This window comes from Anoxybacteroides voinovskiense (assembly GCF_014196205.1).
Classification (GTDB): Bacteria; Bacillota; Bacilli; order Bacillales; family Anoxybacillaceae; genus Anoxybacteroides; species Anoxybacteroides voinovskiense.
Genome location: NZ_JACIDE010000017.1, coordinates 1 through 20,404, shown reverse-complemented (window position 1 = coordinate 20,404; position 20,404 = coordinate 1). Strand labels below are relative to the sequence as shown.

The window sequence follows — 20,404 nt, the reverse complement described above, 5'->3', positions numbered from 1 at the left end:
CTCAGTGTGTCGCCGCCGAAAGAAGAGGCGGAGCGACTCGAGCCGATGGCGCTTGGAGCTAGACAGCGCCCCACCTAATCGTAAAATTTTATACTTTCTTACCTTATAACAAAAGACCCGCCGTTGGCGAGTCTTTTGTTTTTCTCTCTGTCCCGTTCTATATAAAATCCCCCATTTATTACACAAATCCAGTCTATATTTATATCAAGCAACGTTCTCTTTATTAAGCCGTCGTAAATTGTTCTTCTTCTGTAGAGCCTTTTAAGGCGACGGTGGAAGATTGACCACCAGAAATAACTTGCGATACTTCATCGAAATATCCCGTGCCAACTTCGCGTTGATGTCTTGTCGCCGTATAGCCGTATTTTTCTGCGGCAAATTCAGCTTGCTGCAACTCTGAGTAAGCAGCCATGCCTCGATCTTTGTAACCGCGCGCCAATTCGAACATGCTGTAGTTGAGCGCATGGAATCCTGCCAATGTAACGAATTGGAATTTGTAGCCCATTTTTCCGAGTTCTTTTTGGAAGTTCGCGATCGTTTCATCGTCCAACTTTTTCTTCCAGTTAAACGATGGCGAGCAGTTGTATGCCAATAGTTTGCCTGGGAATTTTTCATGAATCGCTTCGGCAAAACGACGCGCTTCTTCTAAGTTCGGCTCGCTCGTTTCACACCAAATTAAATCGGCATATGGTGCATATGCTAAGCCCCGAGCGATCGCTTGGTCAAGACCCGCTCTCGTGCGGAAGAACCCTTCTGGTGTGCGTTCTCCTGTAATAAACTCTTGATCGCGCGGATCGATGTCGCTTGTGATTAAGTCGGCAGCATTAGCGTCTGTGCGAGCGATTAAGACCGTCGGAACGCCCATGACGTCCGCTGCAAGTCGCGCCGCAATTAAGTTGCGAACCGCTGTTTGCGTTGGAAGTAACACTTTTCCGCCTAAATGGCCGCATTTTTTCTCGGAAGAAAGCTGGTCTTCAAAATGAACACCGGCTGCTCCTGCCTCAATCATTGCTTTCATTAATTCAAACACGTTCAATTGCCCGCCAAACCCTGCTTCCGCATCGGCAACAATCGGCAAGAAATAATCTAAGTCACCGCTTCCTTCTAAATATTGAATTTGGTCAGCCCGTTGAAGCGCTTGGTTAATTCGTTTGACGACATGCGGTACACTGTTCGCTGGGTATAAGCTTTGGTCTGGATACATATGTCCTGCTAGGTTTGCATCTGCAGCCACTTGCCAACCGCTTAAATAAATGGCTTTTAACCCTGCTTTTGCTTGTTGCACTGCTTGGTTGCCAGTTAACGCGCCAAGCGCGTGTACATAATCTTCGGTATTTAATAAGTGCCAAAGTTTTTCTGCCCCGCGGCGAGCGAGCGTATACTCGATATCAATCGAACCACGTAATTTAATGACGTCTTCCGCTGAATACGGACGGACAACTCCTCTCCATCGCTCCTCCATTTGCCAACTTTCCTCAAGTTTTTTGATTCGTTCTTCCCTTGTCATTTCTTTTCCCCTCCGTTTGATCATTTTTCGTCGGAAGATAGCCGCATGCTCGCTGCCCCCTCATGTCTCTCGTAACCGCTACTATCTCGACAACTTGTTATAATACAAATATCGTTTATCCTGTTGTTATTGTATAACAGACTCACAAAAAAGAAAACAGTTTTTTCGAAAAAATTCAAAAAAATAAAACAGAAAGGCAGGCCCTTTCTGTTTTATTTCTTCTGCTTTATTTGCTCTAAAAATACGATGCGCTCGAAAATCGTTGGATGGGTGTAGCGAAATAGTTTGACAAGCGTAGGAGGATTTACTTCGCTTAACCCTGCTTCTGTTAATTTTTGAAAAGCGGAAATCGCTGCCGCTGGATCGTGTGTCAGCTGAATAGCATATTCGTCTGCCGCATGCTCTTCTTGCCGTGCGACGAAGTTAACGGTAGGACTCGCCACAAAGCTAAGTAGCGAAAAAACGAGCAAAAATAACGGGAAAGAGGCGAATTCATGTATTTTTTGTAAATGAAACGAGTTTCCCCATATACGGATAGCCCATTTGACAACACGATTAGCAATAAACAACCCAACAAACAGGAGTAAAATTGTTCCTGCCACTCCCCAATAAATATGCTTCATTACGTAGTGGCCCATTTCATGCGCCATAATAAATAAAATTTCTCGCTCTTGCAATCGCGTTAACGTCGTATCCCACAATACGATGCGAGCATGTGAACCAATGCCTGTGACATAGGCGTTTAACGCATTCGTTTTTTCGGACATATTCACTTCAAATACATGGTCTGCTGGGATATGTGCTTTTTCTGCCAATGCTAAAATTTTTCCTTCTAACGCTTTATCTTTTAATGGATAAAAGTCGTTGTAAAGCGGGTCAATGACCACCGGCTGAATGAACATAAAAAAAATTGTCAGCGGCACCGACACAAGCCATGCATACAGCCACCATCGCTTCTCAAAACGACGAATGAACGAATATAATACGAGAGCGATTAAAAAGAAAACGACTGTCTGGATAAGAAAATCAATCGTTTGATCGTGCAGCCAACTACTGAGCGATTGTGTGCTGACACCGTATGCCCGCGAAATACGGTAACTTATCCAAGCAACCGGCAGCGTCCACATCGTCACAAGCAATGAAAGCCAAAAGGCGTAAATAGCTGCTTGTAGCAAAAACCGTTCGGCTGCTCGTTCGACCCACCGTTGGAGTGTTTTCCCGATTCCTAGCCATAATATAAATAAGTAAATGAGCCAATCATACGGAATGGACAAAAAAAACAATAAATTTTTCCATCGGGAATATTGTTCGCTTAATAATTGCTCATTCGGCGTTAAAAATGTTGCTGGATCTGCGGCTGTTCCTTTCCATTCGCTAGGAATCGATGGATGAGCAAATAAGAAAAAATAACAAATGATTGCTATGCAATATACGATATATCCCCCTAACGCCCAGCCAATTTTCTTTTTCACATCGTCACCTCCGGACAACCTTTACTATAGTTTAAACGATTTTCGCAGAATTAGAACGTCAGACAAATGTCAAAAGTATCGTTCGTGTTTTCGTTTATTTTCATGTATGATAAAGAAAAGGGGGTGATTGGTTTGAAAAAACTATACTGGACATTAGGCAGCTTATTTGTTCTTTGTGTAGGAGCCGGCATTTTTTATTTTTCGGTATATCGCCAATGGCAAATGGAGCTCCCGCGTAATATTACAATGGAAACTGCTTGGGGGGAGGAATATCGCTTCGGTGAGATGAAACCGAAAGTACGGCTTCTAGAGTTTGTTTATACAAATTGTCCTGATATTTGTCCAAACACAACGTTCAAAATGACAAAACTTCGCCAAAAACTTGAAAAACAGCACGTTTTCGGCAACAAAGTCGAGTTCATTACCATTACGATCGATCCAAAACGCGATACACGCGAAAAACTCCAAGCCTATGCAAAAACGTTTGGCATTAAGCAAAACGACAAAGGTTGGGTGTTGTTGCGTGGCAGCGAACAAGATACGAAAAAAGTAGCGGACGCATTTTCTTTTCAATACCGTGACCCTGGAAATGGCATGCTTATCCATACAACGAATACATATTTGCTGAATAAAAACAACCGGGTCATTGCGCAATTTGGCATGGGAAAAAAAGGCTTTGATACAGAGGAAGTATATAACGCCATCATGGATGAAATACAATAAACCACCGGCACGCGGTGGTTTTTCTACATAAGTGCATATAGACTTAAAACAGCGACCGAAGCCATGACAACCACAATAACGTTCGCCCCAAGCCAAGCTGCGAGAAAAGCACTAATAAAGCCGAGCACGCCGAACCATTTGTCTTCTTGAATAAAAAAAATACCAGGAACGATAAGTGCCCCCAATGTCGCGTACGGAACGTTTTTTAATACCCCTTGCCAAAACGGTGGCAATTGGACGCGATGGAAGACAACGAGCGGAAGCATGCGCGGAATATACGTCACAAGCCCCATTGCCAAAATTAATAGTACAATACCACTATGCATCTTCTCTCTCCCTTTCGTTCACGACGTATTGCACAAGCACCGCGGACACTAATGTCGCGACAACAATCGCCCATCCTTTCGGCATATGAAAGAACAATAACACCGAATTAATTATGGCTGCCAATCCCGCCAACCAGATCGTTTTTCGTTGTTTTTTAAGCGATGGAACAAGTAGCCCAATAAACATCGCATATAGCGCAACCGACATGCTTGTTTGCAAACTTTGCGGCAAGCTTGCCCCTATGAGATGACCAATTCCGGAATTCACTACCCAGCTGCCATAAGACAAAGCAATAAGCCCGAACATATAGGCAGCGTTAACGTTCCCTTCTTTTGTCGCTGCGACCGAAAACGTTTCATCCGTAATGCCGAAGGCGTATAACGCTTTTTTCCACAGTTCATCGCTCTCCGCCTTTTCGTTTAACGATGCGGACATTAAAAAATGGCGAATATTTAAAACGAACGTCGTCAACACAATTTCAAACGTTCCTGTGCCAAGCGACAACAAGTTAAGCGCAATATATTGCGAAGCGCCGGCAAAGACGATCATGCTCATCATGACCGTTTCTAAAAACGTCAACCCTGTCGCCTTCGCCAATAATCCGAAGGTAAGGGCGATCGGCATATAGCCGATGGCGATGCTTATCCCGGCTTGCGCTCCTTGGCGAAACGCTGTTAATTTACTTGTCGCTAAAATCGTTTCCACGTCTTTCCCTCCCATTTTTTCATTGTCGCAAAATTCCTTCTATTTTTCAATAAAAAGAAGATGCCCTACAAAGGACATCTTTTTTCACGCTTCCGCTGCTGTCAGCTGATCTTTTAACGCTCGACGCAAAATTTTTCCGGTCGTGTTTTTCGGAAGCTCTTGTAAAAACTCAATCGAGCTTGGCACTTTATATTTTGCCAAACGCTCGCGGCAATAGCTCATGAGTTGCTCTTCTGTTAAATCGGGATTTCGCGATACGACAAAACATTTTACCGCTTCCCCAAAATTCGGGTCTGGTACACCGATGACTGCCGCCTCGACAACGTCTGGATGGCTGTAAAGCACTTCTTCCACTTCGCGCGGATATACGTTATAGCCACCGACAATAATCATATCTTTTTTCCGATCCACAATGTAAAAATAGCCTTCCTCGTCCATTTTCGCTAAATCGCCTGTATACAACCAGCCGTCGCGAATCGTGTGCGCCGTTTCTTCCGGCATGTTGTAATAGCCTTTCATCACGTTTGGACCGCGCACAATAAGCTCTCCTACTTCACCGACGGGAACTTCCTCCCCAAATTCATTGACGACTTTATTTTCAACGTTCATAATGCTTGTTCCGATCGAACCTGGCTTTCGTGGACGGTCGAGCGGATTAAAGCACGTCACTGGGGACGCTTCGGAAAGTCCGTACCCTTCCGAAATAATTACTTTGAATTTTTGTTCAAAGTTTTTCAGTAGCGCGACCGGCATGGACGCCCCACCAGAGATGCAAAGTCGAAGCGTCTGCAAATCTTCCGCTTTTCCTTCTTCATATTGATAAAGGAAATTGTACATCGTCGGTACACCAGCAAAAATCGTCGCTTTTTCTTCTCGTGCAAGCTGAAAAATTTTCGCTGGGCTAAATTTCGGAACGATAAGCACCGTCCCCCCGTTCATCAGTGGGGCATTTAACGCCACCGTCAAGCAAAATACATGAAACATTGGCAATGTCGCAATGACGCGGTCTTCTCCATTAATTTTCAAATAGTTCGCTGTATCTTGTGCGTTGCTGTAAACGTTTTTATGCGTCAACATCGCGCCTTTTGGCTTTCCTGTTGTGCCGGACGTATATAAAATGACGGCCACATCGTCCTCGGCCAATTCCGGTCCTTGAAAATGAACATCGCCTGCTGCCAACACTTCTGTAAACGATTTCATTTTTCCCGTCCATGAAATCCCTTGTTCTTTTCCTTGTGGCGTTTCACAAACGATGACATGTTCTACTTTCGGCAGCCGCGCTTCCATTTTCACAAATAATGGAACGAGCAAATCTAAGCCAATGACCGCTTTCACGTCCCCATTGTTCAAAATGTAGCCAATTTCATCGGGCGTATAAATCGGGTTAATCGGAATGACCGTCGCTCCCGCCCGTAATGCTCCATATAAACCGATAACAAAATACGGAGAGTTTCCCAATAATAACGCAACATGATCCCCTTTTTGAATGCCGAGGTGGCGCAATCCGCTAGCAAACTTCGATACTGCCGCATTTAGCTCGCCATATGTACGCCGCTCCCCTTCGAATACATACGCCTCCTTATGCGGCAACTGCGCTGCCACCTCTGCCAACCGTGAAGATAAATTCATCAAACTCCCTCCCCCATTTACTTCGTGAATGAATAATCATTCATTTTATAATTAAAAAAATTCTAAATATATTATATTTAAAAAAAGAACCATACGCAAGGGAACGGGCTCACGAAATAGGACAATTACTCAATTTTTCGCTGACACTTTTGTGTAAAAAAGTACTATAAAACACCCATGAGGAAGTTTTTCTCGCCACCCAAGCATGAAAATAACCGTTCATGGACCCTTTATTTTCACAGAAAAGCTAGACAAAACAGCAAGTGTGCTGCGAGCAAAGCAAAAGATATAGGGCTATTTGGAAATAAATAGCCCCACCAAGTCGCCCTCAAAAAATGAAAATGCATCTGGCAACAATAATTTCTGTTGCTAGCTACCCCTCCGCATCTTCTCTAAAAACATTGGCTAAATCAATCGAAAGTCCTTCAAACAAATGAACAGAGATACGATCGTCTTTAAAATATGTGCCTCGATGTGCAAAACCTTCGTTTTCAAGACAATACACATCAATCGTTTCGTTAGAAGGGTCTACAATCCAATATTCCTTTACTCCCGCTCTTTGATAGCGATTAAACTTAACGACTTTATCCTTTTTCGCTGTCGATTTAGAAATAATTTCAATCACTAAATCCGGGGTACCGACAATCCGTTTTTCGCGAATTTTGTTTTGATCGCATACGACAACAAGGTCTGGTTGAACCCATTCCTCTATTTTTGTTATGTCGTCTTCCTCCGCCAAGCATACATCGATAGGTGCCCCAAATACACTACATTGCTTTCCTCGAAAGTATAAATTAAATTCTGTCAGCAACTCTCGTTGTACCGCTTGATGCTTCGGCGTTGGAGCAGGTGACATATTGTAAATTTGACCGTCAATCACTTCATACCTAATGTCTTCGTCTAAAGCTAAATATTCTGCATAAGTAAGATGTGACTTTTCCTGCGGTATTGCCATATGATCCACTCCCCTATCACCATTTGATCTTGCTCTTCCTCATACCGCCGCAAGTGCAACAAAACCTCAGCTGATTTTATGCTTCCCACACTAACCCCGTTTTCGCTAGTTGCACCGTTCCAGAAAACACAGCGCTTGCTTCGCGAACCAATTGCGCATGTTCGCCAAAGTGCGGCAAATGCGTAAGCCAAAGCTCGCCGACGTTGGCATCGCGTGCAATGGTCGCTGCTTCTTCGCTCGTCATATGCCCCGCTTGCGCTGCGTTTTGCCCCGCGTAAAAATTGCACTCACCAATTAACAAGTCCGCCTGTTGGGAAAACGGGACAAATTCTGGGACGTAGCTTGAGTCAGCGGTATAGACGACCGTTTTTCCTCCTGCCGTCACCCGCATCGCATAACAAATCGCCGGATGCACTGTTTTCATAAACGTAATCGTAAACGGTCCGACCTGTAACGGTTGTTCTGGGTCATATGCGATTGCTTTTGTTACACCTTTATGGGCAAGCCTTGTAAAGCCATCGCGATCGAACGAATGGCCATAAATCGGCAGCTCTGACAAATTAGCACCGAGATTTGCTTTGATGAGCCGTGCATATTGCAATGGCCCGATATCAGCGACATGGTCGTGATGATAATGCGACACAATCACGGCATCTAGCTCTTCAATCGCTATATACCGTTGCAATTTCGCAAGCACACCGCTGCCGCAATCCACTAATAACCGAAATCCTTCGTGCTCGAATAAATAACCAGACGTTGCCTCATCGACAGCTGGGAATCCACCCCAATATCCTAATACTGTTACTTTCATTCCTACCCACCTCGACGATGTCTTTTTCTTTTATCATACATAATTCTCCAACATTTTGCACGATTGCAGAAAATTGTTTTAAAACAGTTATTGACTTATTTCAATCTGTTATAATACAATATAACTAACAAATAAACGGAGGCGATTCGAATGCTAATGAAAATTTCTGAGTTTTTCAAAAACCTTCCGCGAAAAAAATGCACGGACTGCGGAAAAGAAATCGAAGAACAACATGAATGCTACGGAAACAAATGCAACGACTGTTTAGGCGCAACTCTTTATCGCTAAAAAAGGATGCTCACTCGGTGAGCATCCTTTTTTATGGAGAAATTTTCAAACTATATCCCTTATTCTTTCACCGATCCAGACGTTAACCCAGAAACAATCCGGCGTTGGAACAATAGTACCATCACAACGAGCGGGATCGTCACAATGACGGTCGCCGCAGAAATTTCGCCCCACGGAATCGTATATTGTCCTTGGAACATCGCAATCCCGACAGGAACGGTTTTAAATTTTTCTGCTGTATTAATCGTTAGCGAGAATAAAAATTCGTTCCATGCCGCAATAAAGACGAGAATCGATGTCGTAAACACTCCAGGCACGGCCAGCGGCAAAATGACTTTAAAGTACGTTTGCATCGGAGTAGCGCCGTCCATTTTTGCCGCTTCCTCTAAATCAAACGGAATTTTGCGGAAAAATGTTACTAGTAGCCAAATCGAAAGCGGCAACGCAAACGTCGTATATGGAACAATTAACCCTAAATAGCTGTTCGTTAGCCCAAATTTTTTCACAAACATATAAATTGGTGAAATCGTCGCAATTTGTGGGAACATCGATACTGCCAGCACAAGACCGAGAATGACCGCTTTTCCTTTAAACTCCAGCCGTGCAATCGCATACGCCGCAAATGCCGCGACAAACACCGTATATACTGTCGTAATCGTCGCTACGACCGTACTGTTCCATAAATAACGCAAAAACGGATAGTTCACAAATACGGAAACGTACGATTTCAACGTCGGATGGCTCGTAAACCAATCAAACGCTTTATCGCCAAACAATTCGCTTAACGGCTTAATCGAACTAAGCAAAATCCACAGGAACGGAAACATGACAAAAAACACAAACGCTGCTAAAAACACGTAAAATAACGGGCCAGCTTTTTTTTGCATCGTCTCACCCCTCCTCTATTTTTTCGCACTCGCGCTATCCGAGAGTAAGTCCGCTCCTAATAGTTTAATATAAATAATCGAGATAATCGCCACGCACAAAAATACGATGACCGCTAACGCTGAACCGCCACCGAAGTTTGTTTGCGAGAACATGACTTTATACGCTAAAATGGAAATCGTCTCCGTCGAGTTTGCCGGACCTCCGCCCGTTAATACGTAAATTAAGTCAAACACCCGGAACGCATCCAGCGTACGGAATAACAATGCCACTAAAATACTTGATTTGAGTAATGGTAGCGTAATTTTGGTGAATTGCTGCCATTTCGTTGCCCCGTCAATGGAGGCTGCTTCATATAATGAACTTGGAATCGTCTGTAAGCCTGCAAGCAGTAGAAGCGCCATATACGGCGTCGTTTTCCAAACGTCTGCGAAAATGACGGAAAACATGGCACCCATTTCTGTCGTTAATAAATCCCCCATTCGATGGACAAGGCCAATGTCTTCGAAATATTTCGCCACAATTCCGTTTTGACCGTCATATAAAAACTTCCACATTAATGCAGATACTGCCGTTGGAATTGCCCACGGAATTAAAATGGTCGCCCGCACAAGCCCGCGGCCAAAAAACGCTTTATTAATTAAAAGTGCAATTCCAAGTCCTAATACGAGCTCAACCGCTACGGAAACGATAGTAAAGAATGTCGTATTCCATAGCGCTTTCCATAAACGAGCATCGCTTAAGCTATCTTTATAATGTTTTAAGCCGACGAAGTTTGGTTCAATAATAACCCCTTTTAATCCTTGCGCAAGTCCAACGACTTTATCCGGCTGTTTTAACTCTCCTGCTTCCCGCAGCTGTTCAAGCGTTTTGACAACATCTTTTACTGTATTAGTAAATTGATTGGCAGCTTGCTCATTCAGCTCGACAATTTTAATGTCCTCGTTTGGCGATTCAAAATTATTGAGTGCCTCATCTACTTGTTCGTACTTATTCGCCACTTCTTTGTCCGCACGAATCGCTTCATCCATTTTCTCTAATTTTTGTTCGACATCAGACAACGTTTCTTTCGTATTCTCGCTAGCTGTTGCTACTTCTCGTTTTAAGGTGCTCTTTAAAAACGGATAGTTTTGTAAATATCCTTCCAAATCCAAACTATAGTTTAAATGAATGGATGATTTGGTTGGATCGTTTAATCGATAGTCAAATAAGCTATAATAAAACGACTGAATAACCGGCCAAATTGCCACTGCTAAAATAAGTAGCAATGCCGGCGCTACAAGCGAGTAGCCTAAAATGCGTTCCGCCCGCTTTTCATTCCTCATCGATGCCTCTTTTTTCATAGGACGTCCCCCCTAACATATAAAGGATAACAGGCGTAGTATTAAAAACAGCAACGCTTCAGCAGTTGTGAAAAATTAGCCTTCAGCACGAAATGCGAGCTGAAGGCTAAGAACAGCGGCAGCATCAAGCAACAACCGTTATCAGGCATGTTGATTAACCATTAAAAACCAGTTGAAATCGCTTTATTCCTAGCTTTTCTACCGTAGTCGGCAAGCAGTTCGCTTGCCGACTAGGCATGCTGTACGCATGCCCTCCTCGAACAAGAACGCCGGCGGGCAACTGTCATTTGCCCGCAAAGCGTTCATTGTTCGAGGGAAGAGGCAGAAAAGCTTGTGTTCGGTCAAATGATTCTATGTTTTTTAGTAAAATAATGGATAATCAACACTCGTGAACCGTTATTTTTTCTCATGCAAATGATAGTGGCTGAGTGCTTAGCCGACTAAACAATGAACAAACGGGTTCATTGTTGGTTATAGTTATTTATTTAACGCTGCTTTAATTTCTTTTTCCATGTTCGCAACCGCTTGCTCAACTGTTAACTCCCCTGCAAGCGCTTTTGAAACGTTGATTTGAATAATCTCCGATACTTCTGGATAGTTCGGTACAACTGGACGTGGAACGGCTGCGTTTAGCGCGTTCACAAAGCCTTCTTCCGCAAAGAATGGGTTTGCTTTTAAAACATCTTGATCTTTAAATAGCTCTGGAAGTGTTGGTGCTAATCCACCATAAATTGCTGAAAGTTTTTGTCCTTCTGGTCCTGTCATAAATTTCACGAATTCCCAAGCTTCTTTTGGATGTTTCGAATATTTGTTAATCGCTGTCATCCAACCGCCCAATGTCGCCGCAGAACCTTTGTCGCCTGCTGGAAGTGGCGCAACTCCCACTTTGCCAACGATTTTCGATTGTTCTTTATCGTTTGCTAACGCATATTGATACGGCCAGTTGCGGATGAATGGCGATTGCCCTTCAATAAACGCCGTATGAGACTCAGGCTCTGTAAACGTTGTAATGTTGCTTGGCACAACATCCGACTTGACGATTTCAACCATTTTCTTTAATCCTTTAATTGCTTCCGGGCTGTTAATGACAACGTTTCCTTTTTCGTCAACAATTTTTCCGCCGTAAGAAGCGATAAATTCTACCGCGTTACATACTAGCCCTTCGTATTGTTTTGCTTGCATTAAATAGCCGTATTTCGTACCGCCTTTTCCTTTCAATTCTTTTGCAGCTTTTAATAATTCATCCCACGTTTTCGGCACTTTATCTTTCGGAACGATATCTGTGCGGTAGAATAGCATGCCGGCATCAATAAATTTTGGCATCGCCCATTGCTTTCCGTTGAAGTTCCCTGCCGCTAATGCCCCTTGGTTATATTTGCTTAAGTCTACACCATCTTGTTCAATAAAGCGGTCTAACGGCAACGTATAACCTGCTTGTGCAAATTCTGCCGGCCAAACAACGTCAAGGTCCATGACATCGATTTCAGATGACTGCGCATTTAACATCGTTACATATGCATCGTGCTGTTTACCTGTATCCGCTGGCATTTCACGGAATTCGACATCGATGTTTGGATGCGCTTTTTCGAACGCTTCAATAATTTTTTCTGTCGCTTTTGTAGAATCTTGACCGCGGGCATATACAATTTTCACGACTTCACTTGATTTGTTGTCTGTTTTTTGGCTGTCTTTTTTGTCTTTCGTTCCATCGCTCGCGCTTTGTCCGCCAGAGCATGCGGTTAATCCAAGCGTAAGTGCTAACATCGCAGATGATACTTTCATTGCCTTTTTCATACGTATACCCCCCTATAATAGTAAAACGTTTTCAGATATCGATTTCATAACCTAGAGTGCTAGTCGGCTTCTTACCTCTTGCTAGTTCTGCAAGAAGTAAGAAAGCCCCTAGATACTACAATTGAGCGAGCTTGTTTGCGACCGTGGACTCTCTGACAATGAGCTTCAGCGGAAATTCGTATATTTCGCGCTGCTTATATTTGCGTGAATGAATTTTATCAATCATCACTTCCAACGCTTTTTGCGCCATTTTATCAACTGGTTGATGAACAGTCGTAATTGACGGTTCGATTAGCTCGGTAATTTCTTGGTTATCGAATCCAACGACCGCCAATTGTTCTGGAATGCGACAGCCGTGCTTATTCGCCTCCGAAATAATTCCAGCCGCCACTTCATCGCTTCCCGTAAAAACAGCGGTTGGCGGTGTTGGAAGCGCCATCATTTGATGGAACACACGTCTTCCGTCTTCGCTATGAAACGCATCGCGAAACGCATACTGCTCGTCAAACTCCACCCCATACTCCGCAAGCGCTTTGCGAAACCCAATTTCTCGATGGCTAGCAACGTTGCTTCTTGTGCTGCCACGGCAATACGCAATACGGCGGTGACCTTGTTCAAGCAAGTGTTTCGTTGCTATGTATCCGCCATGTACTTGATCAAGCATGACCGACGGAACATTTGCCTGTTCATCAAACTCGTTGCATAATACGATTGGCCCGTATTGTAAAAACGGTTCAAGCACTTTCCAATCGTTTTGGATGGACGCAAGAATGACACCGTCTACTTGTTTTGTTTTTAATAAATTCATGTAGTTTAACTCTTTTTCCGGTGAGTACCTCGTCTGGCAAATAATTAGCTGGTAGCCGTGTTCAGCAGCGGAAATTTCCATTGCTTCTACCAATTGGCTAAAAAACGGGTTCATAATTCTCGGAACAAACAATGCAATAACATCCGTTTTTTGGCTCCGCAAACTCCTTGCCGAGGAATTGGGAACATATCCAAGCTGTTTCATCGCTTCCATTACTAATTTTCGTTTATCTTCTGAAACATATGGATGATTATTAATGACCCTCGACACCGTCGTCCGCGAAAGCCCTGCCAATTTTGCTACATCTTCAATGGTAGACATCTTTCATTAACCCCCTTGCTCGCTCAAATTGCCGCATCCCTCCGGTTACTGAAATCGTTTTCATACCTGAATTATAATGCACATTGTCCTAATATTCAACTAGTCATTGAAAAAATTTTTGACAAAAAAGCTCCTAAAGGCAATTATGCCTCAGGAGCTTCATTCATTTGTTTCATCATTGTATAAAACTTCCGTTTATGTTGAGCGGTGAAATAAAAAATGGTTCCAAGGGATAAGGTGATGATAAATATAGCTAAAATCATCGCATTTTTCCACATAAACGTAAAATCACCGCTTGAAATGGCTGCCTTAAACCCAAATACAGAGTATGTCATCGGCAAATAATGATTCACCGGTTGTAAAGCTTTCGGAATCAACTCTACCGGAAACGTTCCCGCGCTTGTCGTCAATTGTAAAATGAGGACAACGATGCCGACAAACCGTCCTGGGTCGCCTAACGTAGTGACAAGGAATTGAATAACGGCAATAAACGCTAAGCTTGTAATAATACTAAAAATAATAAAGTTCGGCACACTTTGTACTTGAAGTTTGAGACCTGTAAGCAGCACCGTATCCGCTAACAGCGCCTGAACAACGCCAACCGCCGCTAAAATGCCGAATTTGCTGAAAAACCATTGCACACCAGATTTTGGTGTACTTGCTGGTTCGCGAAGCGGAAAAACGATCGAAAGCAAAAGCGCGCCGACAAACAAACCTAATGATAAGAAATAAGGAGTAAACCCTGTCCCATAGTTTGGCACTTCATTGATTTTTTCCTTCTTTACTTTCACCGGTTCAGCAAACATGTTGTATACGTCTTCGTTTGCTTTTACATCGCTTGCTTTTTTCGCACCGTCTTTTAATTTATCTGCTAACTCTGCTGACCCTTCCGCGAGCTGATTCATGCCATCTTGTAGTTTTTCTGTTCCATTTGTTAACTCATTCATGCCATTGGCTAATTGTTGTGAACCGTCCGCGAGTTGATGCGAGCCAGCTTGAAGTTGATCGGCACCAGTTGCGAGAGCCTGCAAACCTAAAGTGAGCGTTTTGCTACCAGCCGCTAATTTGTTCGTTCCTTGTTGTGCTTCTTGCATTTTTTCATATAGCGTATTCATGCCCGCAACAAGCTTTGCTTGACCGTTCATCAGCACGTTTGCACCGTCTGTTAGTTGCTGTTGTCCGGCAAGCAATTGCTTCACACCGCCATTGAGAGCGGTATGCCCTTCATGTAATTGCTTCGCCCCAGCGCTTAACGATGCCGCTCCTGCTTGGAGCGCTTTGGCGCTATCGTTTAACTGCCCGATGCCACTTTGCACTTGTTGGCTCCCTAACGCTAATTGATCGACGTTTTGTTTTAATTGTTCATAAATCGCTTTTTGCGCTGGATCTGACGTTTGTGCAATGAACAAATCAAGTTGAGCAGCTAATTGCTCTAAACCTCCTGTCACTTGATTCGCGCCTGTTTGAACTTGTGTAGCCCCTTGTTGCCATTGTGTGAGAGATGTTGCTAGCTTTTCTGCTCCCCCACTTAATTGCTCAGATCCTTGTAAAAGTTGCGGCATGCGGGCATCGAGCGCTTTTATTCCTTCAAGCACACGATTTGCCCCTGAAGCGAGCTTCGTCGTTCCTTCTTCTGCTTGTTTTGCTCCAACAAGCAACTGTCCTTGCCCGTCTACCATGCGTTTCATTCCGTCATTGAGCGTTTGAACACCTGTTTGAGCTTGCGTTGAGCCATCCGCTGCTTGGTGTAGCCCTTTCGTAAAGGCAATCGATTTTTCTGCAAGTGTCGCTAAATGACTGGACAATTCGGTGGAACCGCTTTGCGCTTTTTTCATTCCATCATACAGTTTGTTCGTTCCATTTTTTGCCTCGATAAGACCATCGTGTAATTTTTCTGCCCCGTCGCTCGCTTTCGTTAACCCATCCGCTAACGTTTTTACGTTCTCAAACATGTTTTCTGCATACGTTTCCGTTAGCGTTTTCGCCACTTCTGCTTTTATTTTTTCGACAGCCGTTCCACCAATTTGGGCGGATAAAAAGTTAAACCCTTCGTTTGGCATGTAGATGAGCTGAAGTTTTTTCGGGTGATCGTCTTGTACCGTCGTTGCGTTTTGCGAAAAATCTTCCGGAATTTTAATGAGCATATAATACCGTTGCTCTTTTAACCCTTTTTCCCCTTCGCGTTCGCTGACAAATTGCCAATTAAATTGCTTTTTTTCTTTTAGCTTTTCCACAAGATCATCACCGATATGAAGCTCTTTTCCTTCAAACGTCGTTCCTTTGTCATTGTTCACGACAGCGACAGGTAATTCATCTAAATGATCGTACGGATCCCAAAACGCCCAGAGGAACATTCCACTATACAAAAGCGGAATAAATAAAACCGCAATAATCGGAATGAGCACTTTTCGGTTTTGAATAATCGCTTTCCATTCTTGTTTCATTTTCCCCCTCCTTTGTATCATTGACTATTTTGTTCATTCAGTCATTTTTCTAAAAAAGAAGAAGGATCATCTAACGGGATAATCCTTTTAAAAAATATAGCGCAAACAACTCGGCAATTTTTTCTTCAGCTAACGGCTCATGGTCTTTTTCCCATTCAAACACGAGGGCAATATACAGTTTAAACATTAAAAACGCCGTTATTTCTGGGTCACAGGCGCGAATTTCTCCCTTTTGCATCGCTTGTTCAATTTTTTCACGAATATACGCAAGCACCGCGCGATCAAGTTTTTTCATCACTTCTTGAACGGTCGGCGTCCCGATGTCGCGCACTTCTTGCAACAGTTTAAGCGTTAGTTGATGTTGTTTGCGAAATTCTAAAATGCGGTACAACGCACGATGGACGTTTTCAAAAAACGTGCGGCTAGGATCGATCGCCTGCTCTGCTGCTTCTTTAATTTCGCTAATGAGCGATGTAATAATTTCATCGAGCAGTTCTTCTTTACTATTAAAAAATGTGTAAATCGTTCCTTTGCCAACGTTAGCGAGTTTCGCTACTTGTTCCATCGTTGTTGCTTTGTAACCAAAAAGGGAAAAAGATTTTGTTGCCGCTTCAATAATTTGCTTTTTTCGATTAATCGCCATCATCCTCATCCTATTCTGACTGAATGAACAATTTGGTCATTTCGTAAATACACAATATCATATTTGCGTAAAAAAGTAAAGAGGCTAACATTAGTTAACCTCTACTGCTTCTTGCTTATGCACTTGCAAATACTCCAACGCTTTTTTTACTGCTTCTTCTCCTTGGTCAATGCAGTCAGGCAGCCCTAACCCTTCATACGAACTTCCAGCGAAAAAGACACCTGGCAATTCCTCGCCTACTTTCGCTTTTATCGTTTCTATTCGCTCTTTATGTCCGACGATGTATTGTGGCATCGCTTCTTTCCAACGGGTAACGAGGGCAAACTCTGGACGACCGTTAATGCGCATAATTTTATTTAAATCATCAAGCACCACGCGAACAATCTCGTCATCCGATTGCTCCACAATCGCTTCATCGCCAGGGCGACCGACATAACAGCGCAATAACGCTTTCCCTTTTGGCGCGGTATGTGGCCACTTTTTATGCGTCCACGTGCATGCGGTAATCGTATAGTCGCTGCGCCGCGACACGACAAATCCGGTTCCGTCAATATCTTGTTCAATGGAAGATGCAGAAAACGCAAGCGCCACCGTAGCAACCGATGTTGACGGCATCGCTTTAAACGGCGCAAAAAACGATACGTTTGGAAACATCTCCGGCACTGCTTGATGCGGTGCAGCAACGATTACACTATCAGCTGTCCATACTTCTCCATTGCTTAAATGCAACCGGTAGCGACGACCTTGCTTTTCCACTAGTTCCACGCGAATGCCTTTGCTAACACTGCCAGGCTCTAGCCGCTTCTCTAATTCGTCGACAAGCGACTGTAATCCGGTCGTCAATGTTTGGAAAATCCCTTTTTTATTTCCTGTTTCTTTTGTTTTTGGCGTTGTCCGCTTCGCCCCAAGCACAAGACTTCCATGTTTTTGTTCCAAATGGAAAAACTGCGGAAATGTCGCCATTAAGCTTAGCTGGTCAATATCACCAGCATAAATACCAGACAACAGCGGTTCAATTAAATTTTCCACGACTTCATCGCCAAGGCGGCGCCGGAAAAACTGTCCTAACGACAAATCCCCTTCAGCTTTCGTTGGCGGCAAAATAAAATCAAGCGCTGCGCGCAATTTGCCAATCGGAGAAAACAGACCGCTCAATGCAAACGGGCGAATTTTTGTCGGAATCCCCATCACCGCTCCACCTGGAATGGCGTACAATTTTTCATTCGCAAGTATATATGATTTACCGGTAGCGTTATGAACAAGCTTGTCTTGCAATCCTACTTCATGAATAAGGCGTGAGGCGCTTTGTTTCCGTGCTAAAAAAGAATCAGGCCCCCGTTCAATGACAAACCCGTCGCGAACGACCGTTTGAATTTTCCCGCCTAACCGATGGGTCGCTTCAATTAACTTGCATTCCATCGGCAATTGCTGCTCTTTTATCATTTTTTGTAAATAATAAGCGGCAGTAATCCCCGTAATTCCGCCTCCAATGATGATTATCGTTTGCTTTTCGTCACTCACTGTTCCATCGCCTTCTTTACATGGTTTAACACAACGGTTGCTAATGCATCGATAAATAGTGGATGAGCGTTTGGCATCGCTGGACGGTAATAAGTAGCCCCGATTTCGTCTGTAACGTTTTTGCATTCGATATCGTTGTCATACAGCACTTCTAAATGATCAGCGACAAATCCGACCGGTGCATAAACAAAGGTCGTATATCCTTTTTCTTCGTACAGTTGCTTCGTTAGTTCTTGCACGTCCGGCCCAAGCCAAGGTTCCGGCGTATTTCCCGCACTTTGCCATCCAACTGCGTAATGGTTGATTCCGGCTTGTTCTGCAATCATTTTCGCTGTTTCTTCCAGCTGCTTTGGATACGGGTCACCGGCAGCAATAATTTTTTCTGGCAAACTGTGGGCAGATACGATGAGTACCGCTTTTTCCCGTTCGCTGGCGCTCATCGTGTCGTAAATTTCTTTTATGTTTTCTACCCAATATTGAATAAATTTTGGCTCTTTATACCAGCTTTCTACACAATAAATGACCGGTCCACCAAGCTTTTCTGCTTCCGCCTTTGCACGTTTGTTATACGCCTGAATGCTAAACGTCGAAAAATGTGGAGCAAGCACGATGCTGACCGCTTCCTTCATTCCGTCAGCGTGCATTTGTTCAACAGCTTCTTCGACAAATGGCTCAATATGCTTGAGCCCTAAATACATACGAAATTCGATGTCGTCTTGAATTTCATTTAACCGTTTTTCTAACGCCTCTGCTTGCTCTCTTGTAATTTTTGCAAGCGGGGAAATGCCGCCAATCGCTTCATAACGCGCTTTTAAGTCTTGCAACATGTCAGTCGACGGTTTACGGCCACGGCGAATATGTGTATAATACCGTTCTATATCCTCTTCTTTATATGGGGTACCATACGCCATGACCAGTAGCCCCATTTGCTTTTTTTGCATTTTTTCCGTCACCTCATTTACATTTTTGCGCTGTGTATTCATGAATAAACGCCGTCAAACGCTTTAACGTTTCTGGTTGAATATCTGGGAAAATGCCGTGCCCTAAGTTAAACACATACCCCGGCTTTTCCATTCCTTCGTCTAAAATTCGCTTTACGCGTTCCTCAATCACGTCCCATGGTGCAAGCAATACCGCTGGGTCTAAGTTTCCTTGCACCGCCTTTGTTACACCGTTTGCTCGCGCTTCTTTAATCGACAGACGCCAATCAAGCCCGACAACATCAAGCGGCAAATCGTTCCATTCTTTTGCCAAGTGGCTGGCGCCGACGCCGAACATAATTAACGGGACGTTTTCTTCCCGCAACGCGGAAAAAATACGTGCCATCGTCGGCTTAATAAAATAGCGATAGTCTTCGACATTCACTGCACCGACCCATGAGTCAAAAATTTGAATTGCCTTCGCCCCTGCTTGAATTTGCGCCTTTACATAGCGAATCGTCATATTTGCAAGCTTGTCCATAAGCGCAAACCACGCTTTCGGCTCTGCATACATAAACGCTTTTGTTTTGTTATAGTTTTTCGACGGGCCGCCTTCAATCATATAGCTTGCTAACGTAAACGGCGCACCGGCAAAACCGATAAGCGGCACGTTTAACTGTTCGGTCGTCAATAACCGAATCGTTTCTAATACGTACGGAACGTCTGCTTCCGGATCGATCTCCCCTAGTTTTTCAACGTCTTGAAGGGAACGAATTGGATTGGAAATAACCGGTCCGATTCCTGCTTTAATATCAACATCGACGCCGATTGCTGGAAGCGGTGACATAATATCTTTATAAAGAATCGCCGCATCGACATCGTATTGCTCGACAGGTAAGCGCGTTACATATGCGCATAGCTCCGGTTGATGAGTAATTTCAAACAGCGAATATTTTTCCTTTAACGCGCGATATTCCGGCTGCGACCGTCCTGCCTGCCGCATATACCAGACCGGCACATACTCCGTCTTTTCCCCGCGGCAAGCGCGTAAAAATGTATCATTAAACGAACGTTTCATTTTCTTCCTCCGCCTTTCTGCCAATGACATTAAGAACACTTGGCCACAAGCCAAGTGGGGTACAATAACAACTATACAAGTTTCTTATTTTAATGTATAGCGAACGTGGTAAACTGTCAAAAAATTGACGATTTATGATTGAGTCAAGAGTTTGTGGGAGATTTTTTTTGATATTTCGATTCTCTGGATATATTTGGTTTAAATAACCCAGTGTTTGTAAGCGTTTTCTA

Annotated in this window: 19 protein-coding genes; 2 read left to right on the top strand and 17 right to left on the bottom strand. The window is 43.7% G+C overall.

Going from position 1 to position 20,404, the window contains the following annotated elements:
* Window positions 1-223: 223 nt before the first annotated feature.
* Window positions 224-1,507, bottom strand: a complete 1,284-nt coding sequence (gene aceA, locus GGR02_RS11380) for an isocitrate lyase (protein WP_183184999.1) — start codon at window positions 1,505-1,507, stop codon at window positions 224-226.
* Window positions 1,508-1,719: 212 nt separating this feature from the next.
* Window positions 1,720-2,979 carry a M48 family metallopeptidase gene (locus tag GGR02_RS11375; RefSeq protein WP_183184997.1) on the bottom strand — a complete coding sequence of 420 codons (1,260 nt, stop codon included), beginning with the start codon at window positions 2,977-2,979 and terminating at the stop codon, window positions 1,720-1,722.
* 132 nt (window positions 2,980-3,111) lie between these two features.
* Here GGR02_RS11375 and GGR02_RS11370 point away from each other — a divergent pair, with 132 nt between their 5' ends.
* Complete coding sequence (locus GGR02_RS11370) at window positions 3,112-3,702, top strand: SCO family protein (protein WP_183184995.1); 591 nt, start codon at window positions 3,112-3,114, stop codon at window positions 3,700-3,702.
* Between the two features lie 23 nt (window positions 3,703-3,725).
* Here GGR02_RS11370 and GGR02_RS11365 read toward each other — a convergent pair whose 3' ends face one another.
* From GGR02_RS11365 to GGR02_RS11345, 5 genes are all read right to left on the bottom strand, one after another.
* Window positions 3,726-4,028 carry an AzlD domain-containing protein gene (locus tag GGR02_RS11365; protein ID WP_183184993.1) on the bottom strand — a complete coding sequence of 101 codons (303 nt, stop codon included), beginning with the start codon at window positions 4,026-4,028 and terminating at the stop codon, window positions 3,726-3,728.
* On the bottom strand, window positions 4,021-4,734 hold the full coding sequence (locus tag GGR02_RS11360) for an AzlC family ABC transporter permease (protein WP_183184991.1): 714 nt from the start codon (window positions 4,732-4,734) through the stop codon (window positions 4,021-4,023). The genes GGR02_RS11365 and GGR02_RS11360 overlap by 8 nt, the downstream gene beginning before the upstream one ends.
* Window positions 4,735-4,818: 84 nt before the next feature.
* Entirely contained in the window at window positions 4,819-6,363 is a 1,545-nt protein-coding gene (locus GGR02_RS11355; RefSeq protein ID WP_183184989.1) for a fatty acid--CoA ligase family protein, read from the bottom strand.
* A 373-nt stretch (window positions 6,364-6,736) separates the two neighbouring features.
* Window positions 6,737-7,318 (bottom strand): Uma2 family endonuclease, encoded by a 582-nt coding sequence (locus tag GGR02_RS11350; RefSeq protein ID WP_183184987.1) that lies wholly within the window; start codon window positions 7,316-7,318, stop codon window positions 6,737-6,739.
* A gap of 76 nt (window positions 7,319-7,394) precedes the next feature.
* A complete protein-coding gene (locus GGR02_RS11345; protein WP_183184985.1) occupies window positions 7,395-8,129 on the bottom strand; it encodes an MBL fold metallo-hydrolase in 735 nt (244 codons plus the stop codon).
* Window positions 8,130-8,279: 150 nt separating this feature from the next.
* Between GGR02_RS11345 and yhfH the strand changes: the two genes are divergently transcribed.
* Window positions 8,280-8,417: a protein YhfH gene (gene yhfH / locus GGR02_RS11340; protein ID WP_221210828.1), complete on the top strand. Its 138-nt coding sequence runs from the start codon at window positions 8,280-8,282 to the stop codon at window positions 8,415-8,417.
* Window positions 8,418-8,476: 59 nt separating this feature from the next.
* On the opposite strand, the gene GGR02_RS11335 is transcribed toward yhfH, so the two are convergent.
* The 10 genes from GGR02_RS11335 to GGR02_RS17305 form a co-directional block, all read right to left on the bottom strand.
* On the bottom strand, window positions 8,477-9,304 hold the full coding sequence (locus GGR02_RS11335) for a carbohydrate ABC transporter permease (protein ID WP_183184983.1): 828 nt from the start codon (window positions 9,302-9,304) through the stop codon (window positions 8,477-8,479).
* A gap of 15 nt (window positions 9,305-9,319) precedes the next feature.
* Window positions 9,320-10,627 carry an ABC transporter permease subunit gene (locus tag GGR02_RS11330; protein WP_183185059.1) on the bottom strand — a complete coding sequence of 436 codons (1,308 nt, stop codon included), beginning with the start codon at window positions 10,625-10,627 and terminating at the stop codon, window positions 9,320-9,322.
* A gap of 495 nt (window positions 10,628-11,122) precedes the next feature.
* Complete coding sequence (locus tag GGR02_RS11325) at window positions 11,123-12,439, bottom strand: ABC transporter substrate-binding protein (protein ID WP_183184981.1); 1,317 nt, start codon at window positions 12,437-12,439, stop codon at window positions 11,123-11,125.
* A 115-nt stretch (window positions 12,440-12,554) separates the two neighbouring features.
* Window positions 12,555-13,568: a LacI family DNA-binding transcriptional regulator gene (locus tag GGR02_RS11320; protein ID WP_183184980.1), complete on the bottom strand. Its 1,014-nt coding sequence runs from the start codon at window positions 13,566-13,568 to the stop codon at window positions 12,555-12,557.
* Window positions 13,569-13,711: 143 nt separating this feature from the next.
* Window positions 13,712-16,012: a YhgE/Pip domain-containing protein gene (locus GGR02_RS11315; protein ID WP_183184978.1), complete on the bottom strand. Its 2,301-nt coding sequence runs from the start codon at window positions 16,010-16,012 to the stop codon at window positions 13,712-13,714.
* A 70-nt stretch (window positions 16,013-16,082) separates the two neighbouring features.
* The gene (locus GGR02_RS11310) at window positions 16,083-16,655 is read right to left on the bottom strand and encodes a TetR/AcrR family transcriptional regulator (RefSeq protein ID WP_183184976.1); all 573 of its coding nucleotides are present in this window, start codon (window positions 16,653-16,655) and stop codon (window positions 16,083-16,085) included.
* A 90-nt stretch (window positions 16,656-16,745) separates the two neighbouring features.
* On the bottom strand, window positions 16,746-18,176 hold the full coding sequence (gene hemY, locus GGR02_RS11305; RefSeq protein WP_183184974.1) for a protoporphyrinogen oxidase: 1,431 nt from the start codon (window positions 18,174-18,176) through the stop codon (window positions 16,746-16,748).
* Window positions 18,173-19,117 (bottom strand): ferrochelatase, encoded by a 945-nt coding sequence (hemH, locus tag GGR02_RS11300; RefSeq protein WP_183184972.1) that lies wholly within the window; start codon window positions 19,115-19,117, stop codon window positions 18,173-18,175. The genes hemY and hemH overlap by 4 nt, the downstream gene beginning before the upstream one ends.
* A 13-nt stretch (window positions 19,118-19,130) precedes the next feature.
* Window positions 19,131-20,174: a uroporphyrinogen decarboxylase gene (hemE, locus tag GGR02_RS11295; protein ID WP_183184970.1), complete on the bottom strand. Its 1,044-nt coding sequence runs from the start codon at window positions 20,172-20,174 to the stop codon at window positions 19,131-19,133.
* A partial coding sequence (locus GGR02_RS17305) for a hypothetical protein (RefSeq protein ID WP_221210827.1) occupies window positions 20,158-20,404 on the bottom strand: 247 nt, incomplete at its 5' end. The genes hemE and GGR02_RS17305, both read right to left, overlap by 17 nt.

Bases quoted from the DNA above. Each gene is read 5' to 3' on its own strand.
- GGR02_RS11345 (WP_183184985.1), bottom strand. From the start codon at position 8,129: ATGAAAGTAACAGTATTAGGATATTGGGGTGGATTCCCAGCTGTCGAT.
- yhfH (WP_221210828.1), top strand. From the start codon at position 8,280: ATGCTAATGAAAATTTCTGAGTTTTTCAAAAACCTTCCGCGAAAAAAA.
- GGR02_RS11350 (WP_183184987.1), bottom strand. From the start codon at position 7,318: ATGGCAATACCGCAGGAAAAGTCACATCTTACTTATGCAGAATATTTA.
- hemH (WP_183184972.1), bottom strand. From the start codon at position 19,117: ATGCAAAAAAAGCAAATGGGGCTACTGGTCATGGCGTATGGTACCCCA.
- GGR02_RS11310 (WP_183184976.1), bottom strand. From the start codon at position 16,655: ATGGCGATTAATCGAAAAAAGCAAATTATTGAAGCGGCAACAAAATCT.
- hemE (WP_183184970.1), bottom strand. From the start codon at position 20,174: ATGAAACGTTCGTTTAATGATACATTTTTACGCGCTTGCCGCGGGGAA.
- GGR02_RS11325 (WP_183184981.1), bottom strand. From the start codon at position 12,439: ATGAAAAAGGCAATGAAAGTATCATCTGCGATGTTAGCACTTACGCTT.
- aceA (WP_183184999.1), bottom strand. From the start codon at position 1,507: ATGACAAGGGAAGAACGAATCAAAAAACTTGAGGAAAGTTGGCAAATG.
- GGR02_RS11365 (WP_183184993.1), bottom strand. From the start codon at position 4,028: ATGCATAGTGGTATTGTACTATTAATTTTGGCAATGGGGCTTGTGACG.
- GGR02_RS11320 (WP_183184980.1), bottom strand. From the start codon at position 13,568: ATGTCTACCATTGAAGATGTAGCAAAATTGGCAGGGCTTTCGCGGACG.
- GGR02_RS11355 (WP_183184989.1), bottom strand. From the start codon at position 6,363: ATGAATTTATCTTCACGGTTGGCAGAGGTGGCAGCGCAGTTGCCGCAT.
- GGR02_RS11315 (WP_183184978.1), bottom strand. From the start codon at position 16,012: ATGAAACAAGAATGGAAAGCGATTATTCAAAACCGAAAAGTGCTCATT.
- GGR02_RS11335 (WP_183184983.1), bottom strand. From the start codon at position 9,304: ATGCAAAAAAAAGCTGGCCCGTTATTTTACGTGTTTTTAGCAGCGTTT.
- GGR02_RS11330 (WP_183185059.1), bottom strand. From the start codon at position 10,627: ATGAGGAATGAAAAGCGGGCGGAACGCATTTTAGGCTACTCGCTTGTA.